Annotated in this window: 28 protein-coding genes, 2 tRNA genes and 1 pseudogene; 16 read left to right on the plus strand and 15 right to left on the minus strand. The window is 69.4% G+C overall.

The window, feature by feature from the left end; all coding sequences use genetic code 11:
• Positions 1-61: 61 nt before the first annotated feature.
• Positions 62-889: an SGNH/GDSL hydrolase family protein gene (locus AB0O65_RS07350; RefSeq protein ID WP_071644426.1), complete on the plus strand. Its 828-nt coding sequence runs from the start codon at positions 62-64 to the stop codon at positions 887-889.
• 15 nt (positions 890-904) lie between these two features.
• Here the strand turns inward: AB0O65_RS07350 and AB0O65_RS07355 are convergent, their stop codons facing one another.
• Complete coding sequence (locus tag AB0O65_RS07355) at positions 905-1714, minus strand: RNA methyltransferase (RefSeq protein ID WP_363383876.1); 810 nt, start codon at positions 1712-1714, stop codon at positions 905-907.
• A 60-nt stretch (positions 1715-1774) separates the two neighbouring features.
• Here AB0O65_RS07355 and AB0O65_RS07360 point away from each other — a divergent pair, with 60 nt between their 5' ends.
• Together AB0O65_RS07360 and AB0O65_RS07365 are read left to right on the plus strand one after the other, a co-directional pair.
• Complete coding sequence (locus AB0O65_RS07360) at positions 1775-2623, plus strand: Sir2 family NAD-dependent protein deacetylase (RefSeq protein ID WP_071644422.1); 849 nt, start codon at positions 1775-1777, stop codon at positions 2621-2623.
• A 35-nt stretch (positions 2624-2658) separates the two neighbouring features.
• A complete protein-coding gene (locus AB0O65_RS07365; protein ID WP_071644419.1) occupies positions 2659-3243 on the plus strand; it encodes a histidine phosphatase family protein in 585 nt (194 codons plus the stop codon).
• A 2-nt stretch (positions 3244-3245) separates the two neighbouring features.
• On the opposite strand, the gene AB0O65_RS07370 is transcribed toward AB0O65_RS07365, so the two are convergent.
• Genes AB0O65_RS07370 through AB0O65_RS07390 form a run of 5 tightly spaced genes read right to left on the minus strand, consistent with a single transcriptional unit; the run spans position 3246 to position 9167 of the window.
• Positions 3246-4049 carry a CoA ester lyase gene (locus AB0O65_RS07370; RefSeq protein ID WP_363383878.1) on the minus strand — a complete coding sequence of 268 codons (804 nt, stop codon included), beginning with the start codon at positions 4047-4049 and terminating at the stop codon, positions 3246-3248.
• The gene (locus AB0O65_RS07375; protein WP_363383880.1) at positions 4046-4525 is read right to left on the minus strand and encodes a MaoC family dehydratase; all 480 of its coding nucleotides are present in this window, start codon (positions 4523-4525) and stop codon (positions 4046-4048) included. Before AB0O65_RS07375 ends, AB0O65_RS07370 begins: the two co-directional genes overlap by 4 nt.
• A 9-nt stretch (positions 4526-4534) precedes the next feature.
• Positions 4535-5722, minus strand: coding sequence for an acyl-CoA dehydrogenase family protein (locus tag AB0O65_RS07380; RefSeq protein WP_191713048.1), 1188 nt, complete (start codon positions 5720-5722; stop codon positions 4535-4537).
• Entirely contained in the window at positions 5719-7608 is a 1890-nt protein-coding gene (locus AB0O65_RS07385) for a biotin carboxylase N-terminal domain-containing protein (RefSeq protein ID WP_313478786.1), read from the minus strand. The genes AB0O65_RS07380 and AB0O65_RS07385 overlap by 4 nt, the downstream gene beginning before the upstream one ends.
• A gap of 5 nt (positions 7609-7613) precedes the next feature.
• Entirely contained in the window at positions 7614-9167 is a 1554-nt protein-coding gene (locus AB0O65_RS07390; RefSeq protein WP_071644413.1) for a carboxyl transferase domain-containing protein, read from the minus strand.
• 92 nt (positions 9168-9259) lie between these two features.
• Here AB0O65_RS07390 and AB0O65_RS07395 point away from each other — a divergent pair, with 92 nt between their 5' ends.
• On the plus strand, positions 9260-9856 hold the full coding sequence (locus AB0O65_RS07395; protein ID WP_313478791.1) for a TetR/AcrR family transcriptional regulator: 597 nt from the start codon (positions 9260-9262) through the stop codon (positions 9854-9856).
• A gap of 51 nt (positions 9857-9907) precedes the next feature.
• On the opposite strand, the gene AB0O65_RS07400 is transcribed toward AB0O65_RS07395, so the two are convergent.
• Genes AB0O65_RS07400 through AB0O65_RS07410 form a run of 3 tightly spaced genes read right to left on the minus strand, consistent with a single transcriptional unit; the run spans position 9908 to position 13408 of the window.
• Complete coding sequence (locus AB0O65_RS07400; RefSeq protein ID WP_363383883.1) at positions 9908-11272, minus strand: dihydrolipoamide acetyltransferase family protein; 1365 nt, start codon at positions 11270-11272, stop codon at positions 9908-9910.
• Complete coding sequence (locus AB0O65_RS07405) at positions 11269-12294, minus strand: alpha-ketoacid dehydrogenase subunit beta (RefSeq protein WP_225211369.1); 1026 nt, start codon at positions 12292-12294, stop codon at positions 11269-11271. The genes AB0O65_RS07400 and AB0O65_RS07405 overlap by 4 nt, the downstream gene beginning before the upstream one ends.
• 1 nt (position 12295) lies before the next feature.
• Entirely contained in the window at positions 12296-13408 is a 1113-nt protein-coding gene (locus tag AB0O65_RS07410) for a thiamine pyrophosphate-dependent enzyme (RefSeq protein ID WP_313478797.1), read from the minus strand.
• Positions 13409-13576: 168 nt separating this feature from the next.
• Here AB0O65_RS07410 and AB0O65_RS07415 point away from each other — a divergent pair, with 168 nt between their 5' ends.
• A complete protein-coding gene (locus AB0O65_RS07415) occupies positions 13577-14050 on the plus strand; it encodes an Lrp/AsnC family transcriptional regulator (protein ID WP_071644405.1) in 474 nt (157 codons plus the stop codon).
• Here AB0O65_RS07415 and AB0O65_RS07420 read toward each other — a convergent pair.
• A complete protein-coding gene (locus AB0O65_RS07420; protein ID WP_363383886.1) occupies positions 14022-14924 on the minus strand; it encodes an alpha/beta hydrolase in 903 nt (300 codons plus the stop codon). The genes AB0O65_RS07415 and AB0O65_RS07420 overlap by 29 nt on opposite strands.
• Positions 14925-14990: 66 nt before the next feature.
• Between AB0O65_RS07420 and AB0O65_RS07425 the strand changes: the two genes are divergently transcribed.
• Positions 14991-15254, plus strand: a complete 264-nt coding sequence (locus tag AB0O65_RS07425; RefSeq protein ID WP_071644401.1) for a hypothetical protein — start codon at positions 14991-14993, stop codon at positions 15252-15254.
• A 5-nt stretch (positions 15255-15259) separates the two neighbouring features.
• Here AB0O65_RS07425 and AB0O65_RS07430 read toward each other — a convergent pair.
• A tRNA-Arg gene (locus tag AB0O65_RS07430) sits at positions 15260-15331 on the minus strand.
• Between the two features lie 48 nt (positions 15332-15379).
• Here AB0O65_RS07430 and orn point away from each other — a divergent pair.
• Positions 15380-16006, plus strand: coding sequence for an oligoribonuclease (gene orn, locus AB0O65_RS07435; protein WP_071644399.1), 627 nt, complete (start codon positions 15380-15382; stop codon positions 16004-16006).
• Positions 16007-16042: 36 nt separating this feature from the next.
• A tRNA-His gene (locus AB0O65_RS07440) sits at positions 16043-16115 on the plus strand.
• Between the two features lie 162 nt (positions 16116-16277).
• On the opposite strand, the gene AB0O65_RS07445 is transcribed toward AB0O65_RS07440, so the two are convergent.
• The gene (locus AB0O65_RS07445) at positions 16278-16562 is read right to left on the minus strand and encodes a metal-sensitive transcriptional regulator (protein WP_016465089.1); all 285 of its coding nucleotides are present in this window, start codon (positions 16560-16562) and stop codon (positions 16278-16280) included.
• 98 nt (positions 16563-16660) lie between these two features.
• Here AB0O65_RS07445 and AB0O65_RS07450 point away from each other — a divergent pair, with 98 nt between their 5' ends.
• The 3 genes from AB0O65_RS07450 (at position 16661) to AB0O65_RS07460 (ending at position 18951) form a co-directional block, all read left to right on the plus strand.
• A complete protein-coding gene (locus tag AB0O65_RS07450) occupies positions 16661-16846 on the plus strand; it encodes a hypothetical protein (protein WP_016465088.1) in 186 nt (61 codons plus the stop codon).
• A gap of 175 nt (positions 16847-17021) precedes the next feature.
• Positions 17022-18434, plus strand: coding sequence for an MBL fold metallo-hydrolase (locus AB0O65_RS07455; protein ID WP_363383889.1), 1413 nt, complete (start codon positions 17022-17024; stop codon positions 18432-18434).
• A 22-nt stretch (positions 18435-18456) separates the two neighbouring features.
• Entirely contained in the window at positions 18457-18951 is a 495-nt protein-coding gene (locus AB0O65_RS07460; protein ID WP_363383891.1) for a sulfite exporter TauE/SafE family protein, read from the plus strand.
• A 248-nt stretch (positions 18952-19199) separates the two neighbouring features.
• Here the strand turns inward: AB0O65_RS07460 and AB0O65_RS07465 are convergent, their stop codons facing one another.
• Together AB0O65_RS07465 and AB0O65_RS07470 are read right to left on the minus strand one after the other, a co-directional pair.
• The gene (locus tag AB0O65_RS07465) at positions 19200-20552 is read right to left on the minus strand and encodes an NAD(P)/FAD-dependent oxidoreductase (protein WP_313477963.1); all 1353 of its coding nucleotides are present in this window, start codon (positions 20550-20552) and stop codon (positions 19200-19202) included.
• Positions 20549-20863, minus strand: coding sequence for a thioredoxin family protein (locus tag AB0O65_RS07470; RefSeq protein ID WP_313477964.1), 315 nt, complete (start codon positions 20861-20863; stop codon positions 20549-20551). The genes AB0O65_RS07465 and AB0O65_RS07470 overlap by 4 nt, the downstream gene beginning before the upstream one ends.
• Positions 20864-20917: 54 nt before the next feature.
• Between AB0O65_RS07470 and AB0O65_RS07475 the strand changes: the two genes are divergently transcribed.
• Positions 20918-21313 carry a heavy metal-responsive transcriptional regulator gene (locus tag AB0O65_RS07475; protein WP_053546316.1) on the plus strand — a complete coding sequence of 132 codons (396 nt, stop codon included), beginning with the start codon at positions 20918-20920 and terminating at the stop codon, positions 21311-21313.
• Positions 21314-21704: 391 nt separating this feature from the next.
• On the opposite strand, the gene AB0O65_RS07480 is transcribed toward AB0O65_RS07475, so the two are convergent.
• Complete coding sequence (locus AB0O65_RS07480) at positions 21705-22904, minus strand: IS110 family transposase (RefSeq protein ID WP_363384050.1); 1200 nt, start codon at positions 22902-22904, stop codon at positions 21705-21707.
• A 252-nt stretch (positions 22905-23156) separates the two neighbouring features.
• On the opposite strand from AB0O65_RS07480, the pseudogene AB0O65_RS07485 reads away from it, so the two are divergent.
• From AB0O65_RS07485 to AB0O65_RS07500, 4 genes and pseudogenes are all read left to right on the plus strand, one after another.
• Positions 23157-23462: pseudogene (locus tag AB0O65_RS07485) on the plus strand (sulfite exporter TauE/SafE family protein); the annotation flags it as partial.
• A gap of 125 nt (positions 23463-23587) precedes the next feature.
• Positions 23588-23842, plus strand: a complete 255-nt coding sequence (locus AB0O65_RS07490; RefSeq protein ID WP_363384052.1) for a rhodanese-like domain-containing protein — start codon at positions 23588-23590, stop codon at positions 23840-23842.
• Positions 23843-23887: 45 nt separating this feature from the next.
• The gene (locus AB0O65_RS07495) at positions 23888-24265 is read left to right on the plus strand and encodes a thioredoxin domain-containing protein (RefSeq protein WP_016465083.1); all 378 of its coding nucleotides are present in this window, start codon (positions 23888-23890) and stop codon (positions 24263-24265) included.
• Positions 24262-24543 carry a YgaP-like transmembrane domain gene (locus tag AB0O65_RS07500; protein ID WP_071644393.1) on the plus strand — a complete coding sequence of 94 codons (282 nt, stop codon included), beginning with the start codon at positions 24262-24264 and terminating at the stop codon, positions 24541-24543. Before AB0O65_RS07495 ends, AB0O65_RS07500 begins: the two co-directional genes overlap by 4 nt.
• Positions 24544-24747 lie beyond the last annotated feature (204 nt).

The raw sequence follows: 24747 nt of genomic DNA on the forward strand, positions 1-24747 counted from the left end.
GGGGGTAGGCTCGGATGCTGTGCTCGGGGCGCCCCCGGCACTTCCTGTCGAAGGAGGGACGATGCTCGATCAGGATTCGACGCGCACCCCGTACGTCGCCAACGAGGGTCCGCATCCGTGGCGACGATTCGTCGCGGTCGGCGACTCGTTCACCGAGGGCATCGGCGATCCGGACCACCGCGCGCCGGGCGGTCACCGGGGCTGGGCCGATCGGGTCGCGGAGGTGCTGTCCCAGGACGTCGACGACTTCGCGTACGCGAACCTCGCTGTGCGCGGCAAGCTCATCGCCCAGATCGCCGCGGAGCAGATCGAGCCGGCTGTCGCCCTGAAGCCCGACCTCGTGTCGATCTGCGCCGGAGGAAACGACGTGATCCGTCCGCGCACCGACCCCGATGACATCGCCGCTCAGCTCGAACGGGCCGTCGAGCGCCTGGCCTCCACCGGCGCCGCTGTCGTGCTGTTCACCGGCATCGACACGCACTTCACACCCGTGTTCCGGCCGTTCCGCGGCAAGGTCGCGATCTACAACGAGAACGTGCGCTCGATCGCCGAGCGCCACGACTGCATCGTGGCCGATCAGTGGGCGCTGAAGGTGATCCAGGACACCCGGTTCTTCGCCGACGACCGGCTGCACCTGAACGCGCTCGGCCATCACGAGGTCGCGCGCATGGTGCTGCGTGCGCTGAACGTGCCGAACGCCCTGCAGCCGATGCAGCCGGATCCGATGCCGGTGCGCACCTGGCGCGAGGCGCGCACCGAAGACATCGGCTGGGCACGCGAGCACCTCGTGCCGTGGGTGCTGCGGCGTCTGCGGCACCAGTCGTCTGGAGACACCATCGCCGCGAAGCGTCCCGACGCGATGCCGTACCTGCGCCGCGACCTCGACTGAGGGCGGGTCCGCTGCTCAGCGCGTCGCGTAGAACGCCACCGCCGACGCCGCTGCGACGTTGAGCGAGTCCACCCCTCCCATCATCGGGATCGTCACCCGTCGATCCAGCAGACGGTCGGTCTCGGGCCGGATGCCGTCGCCCTCGGTGCCGAAGATCAGCGCGAGCCGCTCGGGTGACTGCGCCACGAGATCGTCGAGCGTGATCGCGCCGTGTCCCAGGGTCATCCCGGCGACGAGGTACCCGGCTGAGCGCAGGTCGTCGATGCCGGCGGGCCAGCGGTCGATCCGCGTCCACGGCACCTGGAACACGGTGCCCATCGACACGCGCACCGCACGGCGATAGAGCGGGTCGGCGCAGGTGGGGCTGACGAGCACCGCGTCGACGCCGAGTGCCGCGGCGGATCGGAAGATCGCCCCGACGTTGGTGTGGTCGGTGAGCCCCTCCAGGACGGCGATCCGCGGGCGCTCCGTGTCGATCTGCGACAGCAGGTGCTGCAGGCGTGCCGGCTCGGGCCGGTGCATGGCCGCCATGACCCCACGGTGCACCGCGAATCCGGTGAGCAGCTCGGCGACCTCGTCGGTCACGACGTACACGGGCACGTCGCGCTGCCCGAGCAGTTCGGCGACGGCGTCCGTCCACTTCTGCTGCGTCAGCACCGACCGGGGGCGGTGCCCCGCCTGCAGAGCGCGCTCGATGACCTTCGCCGATTCGGCGATGTACAGTCCGCCGGCCGGCTCACGCACCCGGCGCAGGGCCGTGTCGGTGAGCGAGCGGTAGTCGTCGAGCACCGGGTCGTGCGCGTCGCGGAGGTGATGCAGCTGCATCCGTCCATGCTGTCAGGTCGAGACGGACCCGACGCGCCGTCCTCCGCATAGACTTTCGGGGTGCAGTCGCTCGAGCTCTCGGACACCGCCTCCGACGCCGTCGAGCGCACGGTCGGGCTGCTGCAGGACCGGCCGTTCGCCGTGCTGACCGGCGCGGGCGTCTCGACCGATTCCGGCATTCCCGCGTACCGCGGCGCGGGCGCACCACCGCGCTCGACCCCGATGACCATCCGGACGTATCTCTCCGATGAGGCCGCGCGTCGGCGGTACTGGCTCGGCGGTCATCTCGGCTATCGTGCCTTCACGGCGCCCGACCCGAACGGTGGCCACCGTGCCCTCGCGGCGCTGGAGCGCGCTGGCGCGGCGACCGGGGTCGTCACCCAGAACGTCGACGGACTGCACCTGCGCGCCGGCAGCCGCCGCGTGATCGAGCTGCACGGCACCATGCACCGTACGCTCTGCCTGCACTGCGGGCAGGTGTACGACCGCCGGGCGATCGCCGAGCGCATCGAACAGCTCAACCCGTGGGTCCTCGTTCCTGAGAACATCGTGCTGAACCCCGACGGCGACGTGTCGCCGGAGAGCACAGCAGGATTCGTCATCCCCACCTGCGAGATCTGCGGCGGAATGCTGAAGCCGGACGTGGTGTACTTCGGCGAGTTCGTGCCGACCGCGCGCTTCGCGCTCGCGGAATCGCTCGTGCACGCCTCGGCCGCGCTCGTCGTGGCAGGCACATCTCTCACGGTGAACTCCGGCATCCGCGTGATCGAGCGCGCACGACGGCGCGACATGCCGATCGTGATCGTCAACCACGAGCCGACGAGGGCGGATGCCTGGGCCGACGAGGTCATCGAGGGCGGCACGACCGAGGTGCTCACCGCGCTCGCCGCCCGTCTCGGAGCTCTCTGAGCGGTGCGCATCGGAGCGTCGCCTAGGCTCGAGTGGTGACCCTGCTGACACTCGTACGCCACGGACAGACCGACTGGAACCTCGCTCGCCGCATCCAGGGCACGACCGACATCCCGCTCAACGAGACCGGGCGCGACGATGCCCGCAGAGCTGCCGCCGCCCTCGCCGACGAGCGGTACGACGCGATCTATGCGAGTCCGCTGGTGCGCGCGCAGCAGACGGCTGAGATCATCGCCGACGAGCTCGGCCTCGGCTCGCCTGCGCTCACTCGCGGGCTGCGCGAGCGCACCTTCGGCGACGGCGAGGGCATGCTCGTCGAGGACTACCTGAAGACGTGGGGCGACTGGACCTCGGCCGTCCCCGGGGCGGAGACCCTCGAGGAGGTGCGTGAGCGCGCGCTGGATTCGCTCGAGCGGATCGTCCGCGCCTCGCGTCGACGGTCGGCACCGCGCGCGGAGTCGATCATCGTGGTCAGCCACGGCGGAGTCATCCGCTCGCTGCTCATGCACGTGTCTGGCGGGTCGCTGCCCCGGGTGGGCGATTCCCTGCACAACGGCTCGGTGCACCGCTTCGTCGCCGAGCCCGGCACGCTGCGCCTGCTCGAGACGATCCCGGTCTGAGTTCAGCGCCTCTCGATGACGGCTCTGGCGTGCCGCAGCACGGGCTCGTCGATCATCCGCCCCTCGAAGCGGAACACCCCCCGCTCCCCCTCGGCGGCGGCGAGCACGGCCTCCGCCCAGGCGATCGTCGCGTGGTCGGGCCGGTATGCGTCGCGGATCACCGGGACCTGCTTCGGGTGGATGCACGCGGTCGCCCCGAACCCGGATGCCACGGCATCCGCGGCCTCGGCGGCCAGACCGTCGACATCGTCGATGTCGAGGTGCACCGCGTCGACGGCCGCGCGGCCGTACGCCCCCGCCGCGAGCAGGATCTGAGACCGGGCGGCGCGGGCGACGTCGCGGTAGCGCCCGTCGGAGAAGCGGCTCGACAAGCCGCCGAGCGAGGCCACCAGGTCTTCGGCGCCCCACATCAGGCCGACGACGCGCTCGTGGGCGGCGATCTCGCCGGCGCGGTGCACCCCACGGGCGGTCTCGCACAGGGCGATCAGCCCGAACTCGGCGCCGAACGCATCGAACGCCGCCGGGTCGTCGCTCTTGGCCACCATCACCGTGCGAAACGGCGTGCGTCGCAGCGCACCGACGTCGCGGGCGAACTCCGCGGTCTCGGGTGCGTTCACACGCACGATGACGCGACCGGGGTCGAGGTCGGCGGCGACGATGTTCTCCCGCGCCTGCGCCTTGGCATCGGGAAGCACCGCATCCTCGAGATCGAGGATCACGGCATCCGCCTTCTGCAGCGCCCCCGCGAACCGCTCGGGGCGGTCGGCGGGGCAGAACAGCAGCGCAGGGCCCATGTCGAGGGTCATCGCTCGCCCTCCGGCAGACACAGCATCAGAGCGGTACGTGTCGCCGTCGCCACGACGACGCCGTCCTGGTTGCGCCCGGTGTGCTCGATCGTGCAGATGCCCTGACCGGGACGGGATGCCGAGAGTCGCTTGTCGACGATCACGCTCTCGGTGTACAGCGTTTCGCCGTGGAACAGGGGATGCGGGAAGGAGATGTCTCCCAATCCCAGCTGCGCGACCAGCGTGCCCTGGGTCAGCTGCGCCACCGACGCGCCCACCATCGTCGACAGGGTCCACATCGAGTTCATCAGACGCTGGCCGAACGGCTGCTGCGCATCGGCGAACGCAGCGTCCAGATGCAGCGCCTGCGTGTTCATGGTGAGGGTGGTGAAGAGCACGTTGTCGGCTTCGGTCGCCGTGCGACCCGGCCGGTGCAGATAACGCGCGCCGACCTCGAACTCCTCGAAGTACAGGCCGCGCTGGACGATATCGGTCATGCTCGCACGCTATCCGACCAGGCCGAGCGAGCGGGCGATGACGAGCAGCTGCACCTCGGTGGTGCCCTCGCCGATCTCGAGGATCTTCGAGTCGCGGTAGTGCCGCGCGACGGAGTACTCGTTCATGAAGCCGTTGCCGCCGAAGATCTGCGTCGCGTCGCGCGCGTTGTCCATCGCGGCCTCGCCCGAGACGAGCTTGGCGATCGCCGCCTCCTCGGCGAACGGGCGGCCCGCGTCGCGCAGGCGTGCGGCGTGATGCCAGGCGAGTCGTGCGGTGTGCACGCGGGCGCGCATGCGAGCCAGCGTGAACTGGGCGTTCTGCCTCGTGCTGAGGGCCGCGCCGAACACCGTGCGCTTGCTGGCGTAGTCGACGGCGGCCTCCAGGCATCCCTCGGCCGCACCCGTCGCGAGAGCCGCGATCGCGATGCGTCCCTCGTCGAGGATGCTGAGGAAGTTGCGGAACCCCTGGCCGCGCTCGCCGAGCAGATTCTCCGCGGGCACGCGCACGTCGTCCAGGGTGAGCGGATGCGTGTCGGATGCGTTCCAGCCGACCTTGTCGTACGCCGGTTCGACGGTGAACCCCGGGGTGCCGTTCGGGACGATGATCGTCGAGATCTCCTTGCGCTCGCCGCCGTCGGCGCGTGGCACGGTGCCGGTGACGGCGGTCATCGTGACGAAACGGGTGATGTCGGTGCCGGAGTTGGTGATGAACTGCTTGCTGCCGTTGAGCACCCACTCGCCGCCGTCGAGACGCGCCGTCGTGCGGGTGGCACCCGCATCGCTGCCCGCCTCCGGCTCGGTGAGACCGAAGCCCGCCAGCGCCTCGCCCGCCAGCAGCGCGGGCAAGTGCTCCTGCTTCTGCGCCTCGGTGCCGAAGCGGTAGACGGGCATGGCCCCCAGGCTGACGCCGGCCTCGAGGGTGATCGCCAGCGACTGGTCGACACGGGCGATGCCCTCGATCGCGAGGCCGAGCGCCAGGTAGTCGCCGCCCTGACCGCCGTACTCCTCCGAGAACGGCAGACCGAAGAGTCCCATCTCCCCCATCTGCCGTACGACGTCGAGGTTCAGGGTGTGCGTGCGATCGGCCTCGTACGCCTGCGGCGCGACGACCCCCTCCGCGAATTCGCGCACCATCGCGGCGAGCTCGCGCTGCTCCTCGGTGAGGTCGACACCGGTCAGTTCGGTCTGGGCGCTCATGCTGTCTCCTGTTCGCTGACTCGTGCCACGGGCTGGTCCCGTCGCACCTGATCGCCGAGGGCGACCAGCAGGTGCACCGTGCCGTCGTGGGGCGCGAGCACCGGATGCTCCATCTTCATCGCCTCGATGGAGACGAGCGGGTCTCCCGCTCGCACCATGTCGCCGTCCGCGACGTGGACCGCCACGATGCTGCCGGGCATCGGTGCCCGGCCCTCGGGCCGGCTGGGCGCTGATGCGCGTTCGCGCTCGGCGAGACGGCGTCGCATGCGCTCCCGACGCGAGAGCGGACGCAGGCGCGTCGTCATGCCGTCGGCGAAGACCCAGACGGCGCCGTCATCGTCGACGGCCGTCGGGATGCCGTGCGCGTACGCTGTCGGCGCCTCGACGATGGTGTCGTCATCGGTGACGAACGCGATCGGCGGCGGCGCCGCCGAGCCTCCGATGCGCCAGCCCGGCAGCTCGTGCCAGATGTCGGCGGCGGAGGGACGACGGCCGAGCGGGGCGGCCTGCGCGGCAGCCGCGAGCATCGCGGGTGTCGGCTGCGGAGCGGTGAACGGCAGCATCGTCTCGATCAGACCCGTGTCGAGGTCGCCGCGACGCACCCGGTCGTCGCGGATCAGAGCGCGCAGGAATGCGATGTTCGTCTCGACGCCAAGGACGACCGTGCGGGCCAGCGCGGCGTCCAGACGACGCAGCGCGGTCAACCGGTCAGCACCGTACGCGATGACCTTCGCGATCATCGGATCGTAGAAGCCGCTGATCTCCGAACCGGTCTCGATCGCGGCATCCACGCGCACATCGCGCGGAGGATCGAACAGCAGGACGCGTCCGGTGGACGGCAGGAACCCTCTCTCGGGCGATTCCGCGTACACCCTCGCCTCGACGGCGTGACCGCGCACGGCCGGGGGCGCCTCGATCGCGCCTCCGGCGGCGATGTGCAGCTGCAGGGCGACCAGGTCGAGGCCGGTCACCTCCTCGGTGACGGGATGCTCGACCTGGAGACGGGTGTTCATCTCGATGAAGAACACGTCGTCCACGGCATCCGCCTCGACGAGGAACTCCACCGTGCCCGCGCCGACGTACTCGACGCTCGTCGCCGCGGCCACCGCAGCGTCGAGCAGGCGACGGCGCACGGCGTCGGGGAGGGTGGCGGCCGGCGCCTCCTCGATGACCTTCTGATGGCGCCGCTGCAGCGTGCATTCGCGCTCGCCCAGGGCGATGACCGTGCCGTGCGTGTCGCCGAAGACCTGCACCTCGATATGCCGTGGTCGCTGCACGAGGCGCTCGAGCACCATCGCGTCGTCGCCGAAAGCCGCGGTCGCCACGCGGCGCGCGGTCGCGAGCGCTCCGGCGAGCTCGTCGCCCGAGCGGACGATCTCCATCCCCTTGCCGCCGCCGCCCGCACTGGGCTTCACGAGCAGCGGATAGCCGACCTCGTCGGCGCGAGCCCGGATCTCGTCGTCATCCATGCCCGCGGCGGTGAACCCCGGAACCACGGGCACGCCGTGGAGCGCGACGTGGTCGCGCGCGGTCGCCTTGTCGCCCATGATCTCGAGCGCGCGCTCGCCGGGGCCGACGAAGATCACACCGGCGGCGGCGCATGCGCGGGCCAGCTGAACGCTCTCGGAGAGGAAGCCGTACCCGGGGTGGATGGCCTGGGCCCCGGATGCCGCCGCGGCGGCCATGATGGCGGCGACGTTCAGGTACGAGTCCGACGCGGCGGAGCCGCCGATGTGCACGGCCTGGTCGGCCTCCTGCACGTGCGGTGCGTGCGCGTCGGCGTCGCTGTACACGGCGACGCTGCGCATTCCGAGCTCGCGCAGAGTGCGGATGATGCGGCGGGCGATCTCGCCACGGTTGGCGACGAGGACGGTGTCGATGGTCATGGCGATCACATCCGGAAGAGGCCGAAGCGCGGGGCGGGCAGGGGCGTGCGGGAGACGACGTCGAGCGCGAGTCCGAGCAGGTCGCGGGTCTGGTCGGGATCGACGATCCCGTCGTCCCACAGCCGCGCTGTGGCGTAGTAGGGCTCGCCCTGGGCCTCGTACTGGCTGCGGACGGGCATCTCGAAGTCGGCCCGCTGCTCGGGGGTCCACGGTGTCCCGGCCGCGGCGAGCTGATCCTCCTTCACCGTGGCGAGGACGGATGCCGCCTGCGCACCGCCCATCACCGAGATGCGGCTGGACGGCCAGCTCCACAGGAACCGCGGCGCGTACGCCCGGCCGCACATGGAGTAGTTGCCGGCCCCGAATGAGCCGCCGATGATGACGGTCAGCTTCGGCACGCGGGTGGTGGCGACCGCGGTCACCATCTTCGCCCCGTCCTTCGCTATTCCCCCTGCCTCCGCGTCCGTGCCGACCATGAACCCCGTGATGTTCTGCAGGAACAGCAGGGGGATGCCGCGCTGATCGCAGAGCTCGATGAAGTGCGCGCCCTTCTGCGCGGATTCGCTGAACAGCACACCGTTGTTCGCGATGATGCCGACGGGGTGGCCGTGCAGCCGGGCGAACGCGGTGACCAGGGTCGTGCCGTACTCGGGCTTGAACTCGCTGACGCTGTCGGCGTCGACGAGCCGGTCGATGACCTCGTGCACGTCGTAGGCGGCGTTGACGTCGACGGGCACGACGTCGTAGAGGCTTCCGGTCTCCGCCGGAGCGATGCTCGGCTCGACCTGCCAGGCCGGCTGCGCCGGCTGAGGCAGGGTGGCGACGATGTCACGGAGGATCTCGATGGCGTGCTCGTCGTCGTCGGCCAGGTGGTCGACGACCCCGGATCGACGGGCGTGCAGCTCTCCCCCGCCCAGCTCCTCCGCCGTGACGATCTCGCCGATCGCGGCCTTCACCAGCGGCGGACCGCCGAGGAAGATGGTGCCCTGGCCCCGCACGATCACGGTCTGGTCGCTCATGGCGGGCACGTACGCGCCGCCCGCGGTGCACGAGCCCAGCACCGCCGCCAGCTGCGGGATGCCGGCGGCGGACATGCGCGCCTGGTTGAAGAAGATGCGTCCGAAATGGTCGCGGTCGGGGAACACCTCGTCCTGTCTTGGAAGGAAGGCTCCGCCCGAGTCGACCAGGTAGAGGCACGGCAGGCGATTCTCGAGTGCGATCTCCTGAGCACGCAGGTGCTTCTTCACCGTCATCGGGAAGTAGGTGCCGCCCTTGACGGTCGCGTCGTTGCAGACCACCATCACGTGCCGCCCGTGCACGAGCCCGATGCCGGCGATCACCCCGGCCCCCGGCGCCTCGTCACCGTACAGTCCGTGCGCAGCCAGAGGGGCGACCTCGATGAAGGGGCTGCCCTCGTCGAGCAGCCGATCGACGCGATCACGCGGCAGCATCTTGCCTCGAGCGACATGCCGTTCGCGGGAGCGCTGCGGACCGCCGAGCGCCGCGGCGGCGAGGCGCTTGCGCAGCTCTTCGGCGAGAGCCTGCTGGGTGACCGGCATCGCGGGTCCTCCTTGACCGTTGCGGAAAAAATGCGCCAGACAGGTTAGTGTTCACTAACCCCGGCAATTCAGGTTAGCGAGGATTAACCGAAATGACAACGGCCGTCACGCCGCGCAACCGCGCCAAAGCCGAGCGCACCGATGCGATCCTCGTCGCGGCTGCCGAGCTGTTCGGCGCACGGGGGTACTCGTGCGTCAGTCTGGAAGACATCGGCGCCGCCGTGGGCGTCTCGGGCCCTGCCGTGTACCGTCACTTCGCGGGCAAGCAGGCGCTCCTGGGCGCCCTGCTCATCGGCGTGAGCGAAGACCTCGTCGCCGGTGGCACGGCTGTCGTGCGGGACCCGACCGACGAACGCACGCGCATGGCGATGCTCGTGGACTTCCACGTCGACTTCGCGCTGCGCAACGCCGCCGTCATCCGCGTGCAGGACCGCGACCTCTCGCACCTGTCCGAGGAGTCGCAGTCGGACGTGCGGCGGCTGCAGCGGGCGTACATCGGGCTGTGGATCGATGCGCTCGGCTCTCTCGTCGCGGGCGAGCGGGACCAGCTGCGTCTGCGCGTGCAGGCGTGCTTCGGGCTGCTGAACTCCACCCCGCACAGCACCTCGGCCGCCCTGCGCGAGCACGCCGACACCGCGCGCGTGCTCGCCTCGATGGCGTTGGCCGCCCTCACCGCCGGCGCGGACTGACCGCGCGCGCGTGGCCGTCTCGCGCCGACGGAGCAGGCCCCGCTCGATGCGTCAGTACAGCAGAGCCCTGCCCGGCTGCTCGAGGAAGTCGGCGACGTCCTTGAGGAAGCGCGCACCCTCGGCCCCGTCGACGAGTCGGTGGTCGAACGACAGGCTCAGCGTCATCATCTGACGCAGGGCGATCTCGCCACGGTGCTCCCACGGCTGACGGCGCACCGCGCCCACGGCGAGGATCCCGGACTGGCCTGGCGGGAGGATCGGCGTGCCCGCATCGATGCCGAAGACGCCGATGTTGGTGATCGAGAAGGTGCCGCCGGCGAGTTCGGCCGGGCTGGTCCGGCCGGCTCGTGCCGTCTGCGTGAGCTGGGCGAGGGCGTCGGCCATTCCGGTGAGCGAGAGCCGCTCGGCGTCGCGGATGATGGGCACGATCAGGCCTCGCTCGGTCGCTGCGGCGATGCCGAGGTCGACGAAGTGATTGTGCACGATCTCACCGGCGGCCTCATCCCACGTCGCGTTCAGCGACGGGTTGCGCCCGAGGGCGAGAGCCACCGCCTTCGCGATCACCACGAGCGGCCCGATGCGGTGCTCGGCGAGCGACCTGTCGCCCTTCAGCTGGTCGATCAGCTCCATCGTCGCCGTGACGTCGACGGTGTGGAAGGTGGTGACGTGCGGAGCCGTGAACGCGCTGTGCACCATCGCCTGAGCGGTGTGCTTGCGCACACCCTTGATCGGGATCCGGGTCTGGGCCCGCTCCCCCGACGCCGCAGCGGGCGGTGCAGGCGAGAAGACGGGCGCCGTCTCGACGGCGATCGCACCGGTCGCACCGGTCCGCTCGGCATAGGCATCCACGTCCGCACGGGTGATGACCCGGTCGCCGATCTCGGCGGCGACGAGCGCGAGATCGACGCCGAGACGCTTCGCGTGGGCGCGCACGGGAGGAGTCGAACGGGGCCGCTCCCCCACCACCGGCTCGGCGACGCTCGGCGGAAGCACATCGTGCGGGGCGGCCACGAGCACGTCGGCGTCGGCCGCGGCCGCGGGAGTCGCTCCGCCTCTGCGAGCCCGTCTGGCCGGACGCTGCCCGGATGCCGGAGCTGCGCCGTATCCCACCAGGTTGGGCTGCGCCTTCTCCTGAGCAGCGGCTTCGGCGGGCGCCGCGGGCGTCCGGGGCTCTTCGCCGGCGACGTCGAAGGCGATCAGCGGGGCGCCGACCGCGACGGTGTCGCCCGCGGCGGCGTGCAGCGTGGCGACGGTGCCCTCGTACGGCGAGGGCAGCTCGACGACGGCCTTGGCGGTCTCGACCTCGGCGAGTGTCTGATTCAGCGCGACGGCGTCACCCGGCTGCACGAGCCACTGCACCACCTCGGCCTCGGTCAGCCCTTCGCCCAGGTCGGGCAGGCGGAATTCGGCGTTCATCGCTCGTCTCCCTTCGCGTCGGCTGCGCTCAGGCTGTGCGGACGATCGAGCACGCGGTCGACGGCGTCGAGGATGCGGTCCAGGTCGGGCAGGTGGAACTGCTCGAGCTTCGCGGGCGGATAGGGGATGTCGTGCCCCGTGACGCGCACGGGTGCCGCCTCGAGGTACTCGAAGCAGTACTCCGTGATGCTCGCGATGACCTCCGCGGCCACACCCGCCTCACGGGATGCCTCGTGCGCCACCACCACGCGACCCGTGCGCCGCACGGAAGCGCAGACCGTCTCGTAGTCGACGGGCGAGAGCGAGCGCAGGTCGATGACCTCGAGCGACACACCCTCGTCCTCCGCTGCGGCGGCCGCGTCGAGGGCGGTGCCCACCATCGCGCCGTAGGTGATGATCGTGGCATCCGTTCCGTGACGCACGACGCGAGCCAGACCCATCGGAGGAGCGTCGGCGAGCGGTGCGGTGAGGTCGACCTCGCCCTTGTGGTGGTACAGCCGCTTCGGTTCGAAGAACAGCACCGGATCGTCGCAGGCGATCGCCTGCCGCAGGCAGCGGTACGCGTCCTGCGGGTCGGAGACCGCGATCACCCGCAGTCCTGCGGTGTGCACGAAGTACGCCTCGGGAGACTCCGAATGGTGCTCGGCCGCGCCGATGCCGCCCGCCCAGGGCACGCGGATCGTGATCGGCATCTTCACCCGGCCCTGGGTGCGGTAGTGCAGCTTCGCGACCTGCGAGACGATCTGGTCGAACGCGGGGTAGATGAATCCGTCGAACTGGATCTCGACCACCGGACGGTAGCCGCGGAACGCGAGCCCGACCGCGGTTCCGACGATGCCCGACTCCGCGAGCGGCGTGTCGATGACCCGCTTCGCGCCGAACTCGTCCTTCAGCCCGTCGGTGATGCGGAACACACCGCCCAGCGTGCCGATGTCCTCGCCCATCAGCACGACCTTCTCGTCGTCGAGCATCGCCTGCCGCAGGCCCGCGTTCAGCGCCTTGCCCATCGTCATCCGGCTCATCTCAGGCCTCCTCGAACGATGCCAGGTACGCGGCGTACTCGTCGCGCTGACGCTCGAGACCGGAGTGCGGCTCGGCGTACACGCGATCGAACACGGCGAGAGCGGGCCGGGTCTGCATCCCGATGCATGCGGCACGCATCTTCCGCGCGACGTCGTCGGCGGTCTGCTGCACGGACTCGAGGTGCTCGTGCGTCAGCTCCCCGACGGCGCGCAGATGCGCCTCCACACGCGCGATCGGGTCACGATCGCGCCACACGGCGAGCTCGGTGTCGTCGCGGTAGCGCTTCGGATCGTCTGCCGTCGTGTGCGGGCCCATGCGGTAGGTCACCGCCTCCAGATACGCGGGGCCCTTGCCGGAGCGCGCGTGATCGAGCGCCCAGCGCATCGCCGCCATGCAGGCGAGCACGTCGTTGCCGTCGACGCGCAGGCTGGGGATGCCGAATCCGGGCGCCCGGCCTGCCAGTGGATACTGCGACTGCAGTCCGACCGGTTCGGAGATCGCCCAGTGGTTGTTCTGGCAGACGAACACCACCGGAGCACGGTACGACGATGCGAAGATCATCGCCTCGTTGACGTCACCCTGGCTGGTGGCGCCGTCGCCGAAGTAGGTGACGGCGACCTCGTCGGCGCCGTCATGCAGGATCCCCATGCCGTAACCCACCGCGTGCAGGGTCTGGGCGCCGATGATGATCTGCAGCGGCGCGATGCCGAGCCGTGCGGGGTCGTACGCCGCGCCCTCCTCGCCGCGCCACATCCGCACGTAGTCGCCCGGCTCGGCGCCGCGGGTGTACATCACGCCGGTCTCGCGGTAGCTGGGGAACACGAAGTCGTTGGGCGCGAGCGCACGGCCGGTGCCGATCTGCGCCGCCTCCTGTCCGTTGCACGGCGCCCACAGCCCGAGCTGACCCTGACGCTGCAGCGCCACGCCCTCGGAGTCGATGCGCCGCAGCACCACCATGTCGCGGTGCAGCTCGCGCATCGCCACGTAGTCGATGTCGTCGATCCAGCGGTCGAGCTGGGGGTTCGGCACGCGGGTGCCGTCCGGAGCGATGATGCGCTCGGTGAGTTCGAGATCGTTCTGTGCGTCGACGATCGGGCTGGTGTTCGGTGACATCGGCGTCCTCCTGACGTGGCGGCCTTCGTGGGGCGTGCACGGCTTCCCGACTGCTGTGTCGGGCTTCCTCGAATGCTACGTCGGCCTGGCACCCCGCTCAAGCATGTTCACGATCCCTGAGCAGGTTGCCCAATCCGGGGGCGATCCGCCCTGCTATCGTGTGGCACTATGCCCGTCCTGGATCGCACAGACCTCGAACTGCTCACCGCCCTCGCGGAAGACCCCCGCACCACCGTGGTGAAGCTGGCCGACCGCCTCCGACTGTCTCGCAACACGATCCAGGCCCGGATGGCCCGGCTCGAGCAGACCGGTGTGTTCGAGTCGTATGAGCGCTCGTTCTCCACCGAGGTGCTGGGATTCCCCCTGCAGGCGTTCATCAGCATCGGCGTGCGGCAGACGGAGCTGCCGCGGATCATCGCCGAGCTGGCACGCGTTCCCGAGATCGTGCAGGCGCACGGCCTGAGCGGGTCGATCGATCTGCTCGCCCGCGTCGCGTGCCGCGACGCCCGTCACCTGTTCGACACCGACGCCAGGATCCTGTCGATCGACGGCGTCGAGCGCACCGAGACCTCGCTGGCCATGGGCGAGGTCATCCCCTTCCGGGTGGCCGGGCTCATCGGCCTCGCACGACGGGAAGTCTGAGAAAACGACGGATCGCCCCGGCCGCTTCGGCCGGGGCCTCGTAGTGGATGAGGTGGCCGACCTCGGCGATCTCCACGAGCTCGGCACGAGGGAACATCATCGCGAGGCGACGCTCGGCCTCGATGGGCGTGATGTCGTCGCGCTGAGCCGCGATCAGCAGAGTCGGCACGTCGATCACGCCCGCGAAGGCCCGCACGTCATGCGACGCGCTGGTCACGAAGGCGTCGTGCAGCACATCCCGATCGGCGAAGCGCGAGAAGTAGGTGTCGTGCTGATCGTGGATGAACCGGCGCAGCGCCGGGTCGCGGGTCTTGGCCATCGCCATGCTCATCACGCGCACCGTGAGCGGATGACGCAGCAGGGCCGTGCCCCACCGCTCGGGCAGACGAGCGCCGAGCACGTAGTACAGCACCGCGATCCGGGTGAGTACCCCCTTCGGGCCCTCCAGCGCGGGCGCCCCGATCGGGTTGATCAGGATGAGTCGCGGCGTCTCAAGGCCGCTCGCGACGGCCGCGGCCGCGACGATCGACCCGAACGAGTGCCCGAGGATGACAGCCCCCGGGGCCACGGCGCGGGCGAACTCGCACAGCCACCCGGCGTAGAGCCCGAGGTCGTGCTCGCGATTCCGGATCGGCGGTGTCTCGCCGAAGCCGGGCAGGTCGGGAGAGATGATCCGGATGTCGGGCAGGTACGCCACGACCGGCTCGAGCCCGTGGTGCTCGCCACGGAAACCGTGCACGGCGACGATCGTCGGCGCATCCTCCGCGGCCTCGCCGTACACCCAGTACGCCGTGGTCGATCCCAGCACCTCCACCTCACGGCGTTCGACCGGGATCTCGGCGAGGCGAGCGGCGTACGGGGAGGTCGCGGGCATGCCGCCGAGTCTACGGGACGGAATGTCGGTGGCCGTCCTTATGTTCGAATCGAGGAAGGAGACAGCATGACTTCGCTGACCGAGACGCACCCCGCTCTCCTGTGGGAGACACCATCCCTTCGCAGCCGTTCCGAGCACCTCGACCGGGCAGGCGACCACCTGTGGCGGGTGGTCGACGCGCGCGGCGCCATTCGCGGTCATCTCCGCGTGATCGCCGATCCCCTGGGTATCCGCTACCGCGCGGAGCGCCTGCACCTGGCATCCGGAGCGTTCCGCCTGGTCGGTGAGTTCTGGGATGCGGACGACGCGGTCGCGGCACTGCGGAACTGACGAGGTGCCCCCTGCAGGATTCGAACCTGCGACCAACGGATTAGAAAGCCGATGCTCTTCCTCTGAGCTAAGGAGGCGTGCGGTCTCCAGATTACCGTGTCGGGTCCCGTCGCTAGGATCGAACCATGGTTTCTGCGACTGAGAACGACCGGCTCGTCTGGATCGACTGCGAGATGACGGGCCTCGACCTCTCGGTCGACGAACTCGTCGAGATCGCCGTCGTGATCACCGACTTCGAGCTGAATCTGATCGACCCCGGCTTCCAGATCGTCATCAGACCGAGTGATGCCGCACTCGCGAACATGAACGCCTTCGTGACCGACATGCACCGCACCTCGGGCCTGATCGACGAGATCCCGAACGGTGTGAGCCTCGCCGAGGCCGAAGAGCAGACGCTCGCCTACATCAAGCGCTTCGTCCCGCTCGAGCGCAGGGCGCCGCTCGCCGGCAACACGATCGGCACCGACCGGATGTTCCTCGCCAGGTACATGCCGAACATCGACCAGTACCTGCACTACCGCAACGTCGACGTCTCGAGCATCAAAGAGCTCGCCCGCCGCTGGTACCCCCGCGTCTTCTTCCAGGCGCCCGAGAAGCACGGCGGTCACCGGGCTCTCGCCGACATCCTCGAGTCGATCCGCGAGCTGCGCTACTACCGCTCCGCGGTGTTCATCGACGCCCCCGGGCCCTCCTCCGATCAGGCGCGCGACATCGCCGCCCACACGGTGTCAGAGTTCACTCCGAACATGTAATAGACTTGTCGAGTCGCCAGCTCCGGCAGGCGCATGGTGGGTATAGCTCAGCTGGTAGAGCACCGCGTTGTGGTCGCGGGGGTCGCGGGTTCAAGCCCCGTTACTCACCCACAGACGGGTCAGGTGTGAACTTTCGACCAAGGGACCACCCTTGGAGGAAGTTCGCACCTGGCCCTATTTCTTTGCCTCGGCGGCCCACCAGGGAAAAGCATGGCGAGGGCCACACTTGCTCGGCGTGCTTACCGAGGCACGGAGACGCCCGCCGGAATCTCTAAGCGAGCGAGAGGAAGAGCTTCTCCAGCTCGTCGATGCGCTCGCCGTCGCCCGGCTCCTCGGCTAGGCACTCCTTCAGGGCACCGGCGACCACCAGGAAGCCAGCCCGGTCGACGGCCTTCGACACTGCGGAGAGCTGCTGCACGACGTCGCGGCAGTGGGCCTCGTCCTCGACCGCAGCGATGACGGCTGCCAGCTGGCCGTGCGCGCGCCGCAGCCGATTCACGATCTTGCGCTTCGCCTCCGGGTCGTGCGCCGCGACGATGTCTGGGCTGATGCTCATCGGATTCCTCCTGGGTTGACATCCACCATACTCCCCAGGGTATAGTTTGGATACCCCCCGGGGTATTCAACCTTCATCGACACCGCCAGGAGGGCGAGATGTGCAGAGCCGCGAAGTGCAACATCTGCGGGAAGACGACCTGGGCTGGCTGCGGCCAGCACGTGAACGACGTGCGCCGCACGGTCCCGGCATCCGACTGGTGCCCCGGCCGGCACACGCAGCGCGACATCGATGAGGCGAAGGCCTCGCGACCCGGCTTCCTCGCGCGCCTGTTCGGCCGCTGATCCACTGACGAGAGGACATCACCATGTGCGCACGCATCACCTGCGACCGCTGCGGCAAGCCGAGCTGGGCCGGATGCGGCCAGCACGTCGAGGAGGCCCTCGGGGGCGTCCCGGCGGCCGACCGCTGCCACTGCTGACGACTACAACGACGACGACGACGAACAAGGAGAGCATCATGCTGCTGGAGCGCATCTACGACGAGGACCTCGCACAGGCGAGTTACGTCATCGGTTGCCAGGCGACCGGCGAGGCGATCGTGATCGACCCCCGCCGCGACGTCGACGAGTACATGCGACTGGCCGACAAGCACGGCCTGCGCATCGCGCACGTCACCGAGACCCATATCCACGCCGACTACCTCTCAGGCACCCGCGAGTTCGCGGCGCGCACCGGTGCCCGCATGCACGTCTCCGACGAGGGCGGACCCGACTGGACCTACGGCACCGGCTTCGACGACGCCGACCGGATGCACGACGGCGACGAGATCGTCGTCGGCAACGTGACGCTGCGAGCGGTGCACACCCCCGGCCACACGCCCGAACACCTGTCGTTCCTCGTGACCGACGGCGCGCAGGCCCAGGAGCCGGGCTTCATGCTCACCGGCGACTTCGTGTTCGTCGGCGACGTCGGCCGACCGGACCTGCTCGACGAGGCGGCCGGCGGCGTCGACACCCGCTTCGAGGGCGCTCACCAACTCTTCGCGGGCCTGCGCGACCGCTTCCTGACATTGCCCGACTACGTCCAGGTGCTGCCAGCGCACGGTGCCGGCAGCGCGTGCGGCAAGTCGCTCGGCGCGATCGCGGCGACGACCGTCGGTTACGAGCGCGCCTTCTCGTGGTGGGCTCCCTACCTCGCCGCCGACGACGAGCAAGGCTTCGTCGACGAGCTACTCTCCGGCCAGCCCGACGCCCACGCGTACTTCGCCCGAATGAAGTCCCAGAACCGCACCGGCCCCGCGGTGCTCCACCCCCGCGCACCGCTCCCCGAGCGGTCCACTGCGGAGGTGCAGCACCTCCTGGAGCGCGACCTCGCGATCCTGGTGGACACTCGGGACCGCCGGCAGGTGCACGACGGCACCGTGGTCGGTTCCCTCAACATCCCGGGCGCAGCGAAGGCCGCGACCTACGGGGCGTGGGTCTACGATCCGGAGGCGGAGCACCGGCCGCTCGTTCTCCTCGCGGACGACCGCGAGGAGGCGGAGCGGATGCGCGACCACCTCGTGCGGGTCGGCATCGACGCCGTCGACGGTTTCATCCGCTCCCTCGACGGGCTCGAGCTGGTGCAGCCCCGACTGCTGCAGCCGGAGGAGCTCGACGGCCTCGCCGACGTGAACCTGGTCGACGTGCGCGGCAGCTCCGAGCACGCCGACGGGCACATCCCCGGCTCCGCGCACCTCAGCGGCGGCCGCGCGCTGTGGCACCTCGACGAGTTGCCCGCGGACGGCACCGTCGTGACGTACTGCCAGAGCGGCGTGCGCAACAGCGTCGTCGCCAGCGCACTGCGCCGGGCCGGCGTCGACGTCGTCGAGCTCGACGGCTCCTACCTCGGGTGGCTCCAGACAACCGGGCGCGAGCCGGCGACCAGCTGACCGCCGAGGATCGAGGCGCCCGATGACGCCGACCGCCACCATCGCCGTTCTTGCGCTCGCCCTGCTGGTCGGCATCAGCCTCGGCCTGCTGGGCGGCGGCGGCTCGATCCTCGCCGTGCCCATCCTGACCGCCGTCGGCGGCGTGGAGCCGCGAGCCGCCATCGCGTCGTCACTGCTCATCGTCGGCACGACGAGCGCCCTCGGACTGCTGCAGCACGCTCGCGCGGGCCGCGTGCGCTGGCGTGTCGGGGTAGTCTTCGGAGCGGCCGGTGTCGTCGGCGCGCTCGTCGGCGGGCTGCTCGGCCGCACGCTGCCCCCAGGCGTGCTCATGGTGCTGCTCGCCGGCACGATGATCGCCGCCGCGGTGGCGATGCTTCGCCGGCGCCCGCGTCACGACCGGGCGGAGCCCGCTCGGCCGCGCATCGCCCTCGTCCTCGTGCTCGGAACGGTTGTCGGCTCACTCGCCGGGCTGGTCGGCGCGGGGGGGCGCCCCTATGTGGTTAGTCAAGCGAAGTAGAAGCCCAGCGGGTGTCCGCGGTTGTGTCGAAGTCAGGGCAGTGGAGCGCGCCGAGGTCTGTGTAGGAATTTCTTGAAGTTGTCCCTTTCGCGGATAGTTGTCCGTTCGAGTCGCCTATACGAAGGTGCGCGTGCGTTCGCACGTGATTTTGACGATCTGTTTGGGGATAGCCGATCCCGCTCGCCAGCGGATTGCCGGCGGTGCTTTTCGGTCGCGACCCGGCGACCCGTCAGCGCATCTCGGCGTTTCTAGAGCAGCGATCCGAGGTCGGAGCCGAGGGAGGGGTAGGTGGCGGTGGCGGATTTTAGTTGCCGGGTGGTGAGGCCGAGCTTGATGGCGAGTCCGAAGGTGTTGATGAGTTCGGAGTAGTCCGGGCCGAGGAGGTGTGCGCCGAGGATCTGGTCGGAGGCCGTGTCGATGATGATCTTGGCGGCTGCGGTGGTTTCGGCGACTCGGTAGGTGGAGTACCAGTGGCTGGTGTCGGTGAAGTGGACCGCAATGTCGTGCCCGTTACCGACGGCTTCGTGCTCGAGGAGTCCGACACGGTTCAATTCGGGGATGGTGAACACAGTGGTGGGCACTCCGGTGTAGTCGGGCGTGGTCGTGGTGCCTTTGATCATGTTGGATGCGGCTACTTTGCCTTCGAACACGGCGACGGGGGTGAGAGGGTGGCCAGGCGTGTCTGCGGCGTCGCCGGCGGCGTATACGGCCGGGTTGGTGGTGCTCTGCAGGTGGGCGGCGACCGCGACACCGCGGGCGCCGCTGGCGATGCCGGCGGCGTCAAGATTAAGGCTGGCGAGGTTGGGAACCCTGCCTGCGCCGTGGACGACGAGGCCGGTGTCGATGCTGCCCGCGCTGCCGGTGGTGTCAATGTCGACTCGGTAGCCGGCCGGCGTGGCTTCTACTCCGGTGACGGTCGTGTTGCGAAGGACACGGATGCCGGCCTGCTCGGTTCGGCTGATGAGGAGTTCGACGAGGTCGGGATCGAACTGGCGCAGCGGGCGTGACCCTCGGTCGATGATCACGCAGTCGGCGCCCGCACGGGCGGCGATGTGGGCGAATTCGAACGAGATGAAGCCGCCGCCGATGAACACGATCTTCTGCGGTAGCTGATCGAGATCGAGGAACCCGGTGCTGTCGATGAGATTCCCGGCACCGCGGAAGTCCAGGGTGCGCGGGGTCGCACCGGAGGCAATAAGGAACCTGTCCGATCGATGGGCGGTGCCGTCGATGGTGAGCTCGTTGGTGCCGGTGAACTCGGCGTGCCCGTGGAAGGTGGTGACGCCATTGCCGGTGAGTTCGTTCTCCATCCGCTTCGGGACATGATCCGTGAAGCCGCGTTTCCGCGCCATCAGCGCTGGCCAATCCAGAGTCATCCCGTTCTGGTCGATACCGGTGCCGTTCATCAGCTGAGCTGCGTCGATGACCTCCGCGCCGCGGCGCAGGATCTTTTTCGGATCGCAGCCGCGCAGCGCGCATGTTCCGCCGTAGGGGAGCTCGTCGACGATCCCGACCTGCCATCCCTGCGCGGCGCACTTGTTGGCCGCAGCGATTCCCGCCATTCCCGCGCCGATCACGACCAGGTCGAACGTGTCCCTCATACCGCCGCTGCTTCCGCGTAGGCGATCGCGTCGCGCAACTGTTCCAGCGTCGGGGATCCGGCGAGACCGTTCGGGGTGAGGTAGACCCGGCAGGACAAGCCCGGCGGCGCATCTGGTGCCGGAAACAATGCAGCCCCCTCGAAGAGAAGTGTGGGGGAGCCACGGAAGTCCAGCGCTTCCGCGTCCGCCTGCGTGGCTACGCGCTGCCGTTTCACCGTGAGGTCGGAGCGCTCCGCGGCGATCATCGCCACGCGTTCCGCGGCGGTCTCCCAGTTGGGACACCCGTCGAAGTACTGCACCGTGATTTCCATGCACCGACCATAAACGTTGCAGTCAGATGCAAGGTCAAGTGGTGTGATGGAGACATGCGCATCGGAGACCTCGCCGAAATGACCGGCGTCAGCACACAGACCATCCGGTTCTACGAACGCGAAGGCTTGCTGCCGACCCCGCACCGAGAGAGCAACGGATACCGGGCGTACGAAGACCGTACGGTGGCACGAATCGGGTTCATCCGTGCCGCGCAGGCCGCTGGCCTCAAGCTGACCGATATCGCAGGAGTTCTCGAGCTGCGTGAGGCCGGACAAGCTCCCTGCTCACATGTGGAAGCCCTACTGGCTGGGAAACTCTCCGAGGTCCGTGCGCGACAGGAAGAGCTTGCCCGACTCGAAACGGAACTTGTCGGCATGATTGCGGCAAGCCGGATGCTTGACCCGGCGGAATGCTCCGCAGGCAGCGTCTGCAACCTGATCCCGCAGTAGCTGCCTGCGCCCATGCGACGCTCTCCGCGTCGCGGCCATAGACCTGGCGCCGCCTCAGCTGGCGTCTTCCCGGAGCGAGCAGCCCACACAGGTCGCGAAGGATGCTCGCCGATAGCATCTGGCTTGTGCAGGATTCCGATATCGACCCGAAGGCAGCGGTCGCACTAGGGTGCTCATGCTGCGGCCGAAGCTATCAGCGTTCGAAACTTCACGCACTGGGGGACTCGGGGGCCTTCATCTGTCGGCGCTGCGGTCTATACGTCGCGCTCCGACTTAGACACGATCCCGTCCCGCGAGCGGACGAGTAGCCCACCGCTAAGCCGGATGTCGTGACAACCATTGCATCTCACTGTAGGCCAGGCCCCAGCGGGCCGCCTGCAGTTGTTGTGCCTCAGGCGACCAGTCTCGTCGGAGACGGCTGGTAGAGGCTCCCGTCCCGGAGCATCGCGTAGAGGACGTCGGATCGTCGGCGGGCGAGAGCGAGCAGCGCTTGGTTGTGGCGTTTGCCCTGGCTGATCTTGCGGTCGTAGTAGGCGCGGGATTCGGGGTCGCGGAGCGCGGCGAATGCGGAGAGGAACATCGCGTTCTTGAGGATCTTGTTCCCGCGGCGCGATGAGTACTCGCCGCGGATCGAGGACCCGGATCGTCGGGTGACGGGGGCGAGGCCGGCGTAGGCGGCGAGGTGCCCGGCGGTCGGGAAGTGTTTGCCGGCGACTTCGGTGAGGAGTCGGGCTGCTGTCCTGACGCCGACTCCGGGCATGCTCGTCAGGACGGGCTGAAGAGGGTGCGCATCGACCATCTTCTCGACCTCCGCCGCAACCTCGTCTCGCTGCTTCCGCAAGCTCGCCAGCTGCGCGGCGAGGCGTGGGAGCACCAGGGCAGCGGCGTTCGTGCCGGTGACCACGACCGTCTGCTCGCCGAGCGCGGCGATGATCTCGTGCGCCCAGTCGCGACCTTTGCGGGGTGCGAGTTTCAGCATCCGCGTAGCGACCCGTTTCTCGCCGGCGGCGCGCACCGCGGCCGGTGAGGGGTATCGCTGTAGGAGGTCGAGGATCGCGGGGTGATCGAGCCGTGGCCCCATGGCGCGTTCCAGCGCGGGGTGGATCTGGGTGAGCAGCCCGCGGACGCGGTTGCCGACTTGGGTGATCTGGGCGGCGAGGTCGTCGTCGAATCCGCAGAGCATCGAGAGTTCCGCGACCTGTTCGTCGGTGACCTGGATCGACCGCAGGGTGTGCGGCATCGTCCGCGCGGTCTCCGCGATGATCGCCGCGTCCCTCGCGTCGGTCTTCGCTTCGCCTGGGTGAAGGTCTGCGATGCGTCGCATCGCCAGTCCCGGCAGATATCCGACCAGCGCGCCTGCGGCTTGCGCGACCGCTACCGGCAGCGCGCCGATCGTTGCCGGCTGATCCACGATCAGCAGCACACCGCCGTTCTTCTGAAGGTCGATGAGCACCGCGCGGAGCTTGCGCTCGTCGTTCGGGAGCGCCCGGTCGTAGAGCTTCTTCCCGGCCCGGTCGAGAGCGACCGCGTGGTGCTCGCCTTTGCCGACGTCGAGGCCGACGAACACGTCGACCTGGTCGTAATTTTCGATCTGGGTGACCACAGCTCCTCCGCTCGCTCGGGTTGACAGCTGCGACGGTGCGTCTCGGCATCCACGTTACGAACGACCTCGAGAGTGCTCGGGCCTGGCCCCTATCAGCGATCACCCACCGCCAACCAGGCTCGGTGACAACACCCCCCGGATCATGCGTACGACAGGGGGGACCAATCATGCCGAGCCCGGCAGGCTGCCACCGCCCGGCATGCTCACCAAGCGGCTACGAAGAAGGTAACGGGGGGCGGCTTCCTCATCGTCCCCGCGCTGATCCTGCTCGCCGGCCTGCCCGCGTCGGCCGCGATCGGCACATCCTTGCTCGTCATCGCGATGCAATCGCTCGCCGGGCTCGCGGCCCAACCAGCACTCCCCGACATCCCCTGGGCGCTGGTGCTGCCGTTCACCGCAATCGCCGTGGCGGGCTCCTTCCTCGGCTCGGCGCTCACCGGCCGCATCCCCGAACGGGCACTGCGCACCGGATTCGCGGTGCTCGTGCTCAGCGTGGCCGTCGCGCTGCTCGTGCAGCAGCTCGCGCTCCACCTCCCGCTCACCTGAACGACACCGCTCACCGGAGAACACCATGGCTCGCCGGCCTCGCCGGCCTCGCGCTCGCCGCCGTCACGACAGGCTGCGCATCGACGCCCCCTGGCAGCGTCGCAGCTCCAGCGGACGCCGTCGTCATCGACGTGCGCACCGCGCCCGAGTTGGCATCCGGTCACCTCGACGGCGCGGTCCTCCTCGACGTGTCGAACGGCGACCTCGCCGCGGCACTGCCCTCGCTCGACCCTGATGCGCCCTACTTCGTCCACTGCAGGTCCGGCAGCCGGTCAGCACAGGCGGTCGCGCTCATGCGCGAGGCCGGCTTCGCGGACGTCACCGACCTCGGCGCGCTCAAGAGCGCGTCAGCGGCGACCGGCCTCGCAATCGGGCGCTGACGCCGGCCCATCCGACCATCACCGATCCAGGGAGCAACCCCGAACATGACCACGCGTGACATCACCATCGAAACGATCGACTCGACCATCGCCGGCGACGGCATGGTGCTCCTCGACTTCTGGGCGGCATGGTGCGGCCCCTGCCGCAGCTTCGCGCCCGTCTTCGACCGAGCTGCCGCGTCGAACACCGACATCGTGTTCGGTAAGGTCGACACCGAGGACCAGCAGCAGCTGGCCGCGGCGTTCCGCATCACGTCCATCCCGACGCTCATGGCCTTCCGCGACGGGATCCTCGTCTTCTCGCAGCCCGGCGCGCTGGGCCAGGCCCAGCTCGACAGCCTCATCGCCGGCGTCCGCGCGCTCGACATGGACGACGTGCGCCGCCAGGTCGCCGAGCAGCGCGCAGCCGCCGAGGCGCCGTGACTTCCCGCCGCCGCGCCCCGGTCTGCGCTCCGGGAAGCATCGAACGCGTCGTGCGGGCCGCTGTCGGCGCGCTGACCGGCGCGTTCGCGCTCAGCAACCTGCACGACGCGCCGCTCGCCATCGCCGCCACGCTCGGCGCTGCGCTCCTCCTCACCGGCGCAGTCCGCGGCTGGTGCCCGGCATCGCTGCTCGCGCGAGTCAGTGCCACCGCCGCAGAGCACAACACGCTTGGCATCCCCGAAGCCCGCCAGCCGCTCGACCAGCGAGGCCCCCGCTAGAGCGCAGGCTTCAGCCGCCCCCTCGTGCTGCCTCGCCGATTGCTAGGTGCGTGGGTCAGTAATGGAGTCGAGACAAGAATGCTGCATCGCTACCGCGGCTAAGCGCGGTTCATGCACGAAAACGGGTCGCAACACAGGCATCTCAAGCGCGGTTCAAGATTCCTGCGCGCGCGTCGAATACTGACCCACGCACCTAGTCGTCGA

Origin of the sequence: Microbacterium sp. NPDC077391 (genome assembly GCF_040686955.1) — a bacterium.
GTDB lineage: Bacteria > Actinomycetota > Actinomycetes > Actinomycetales > Microbacteriaceae > Microbacterium > Microbacterium commune.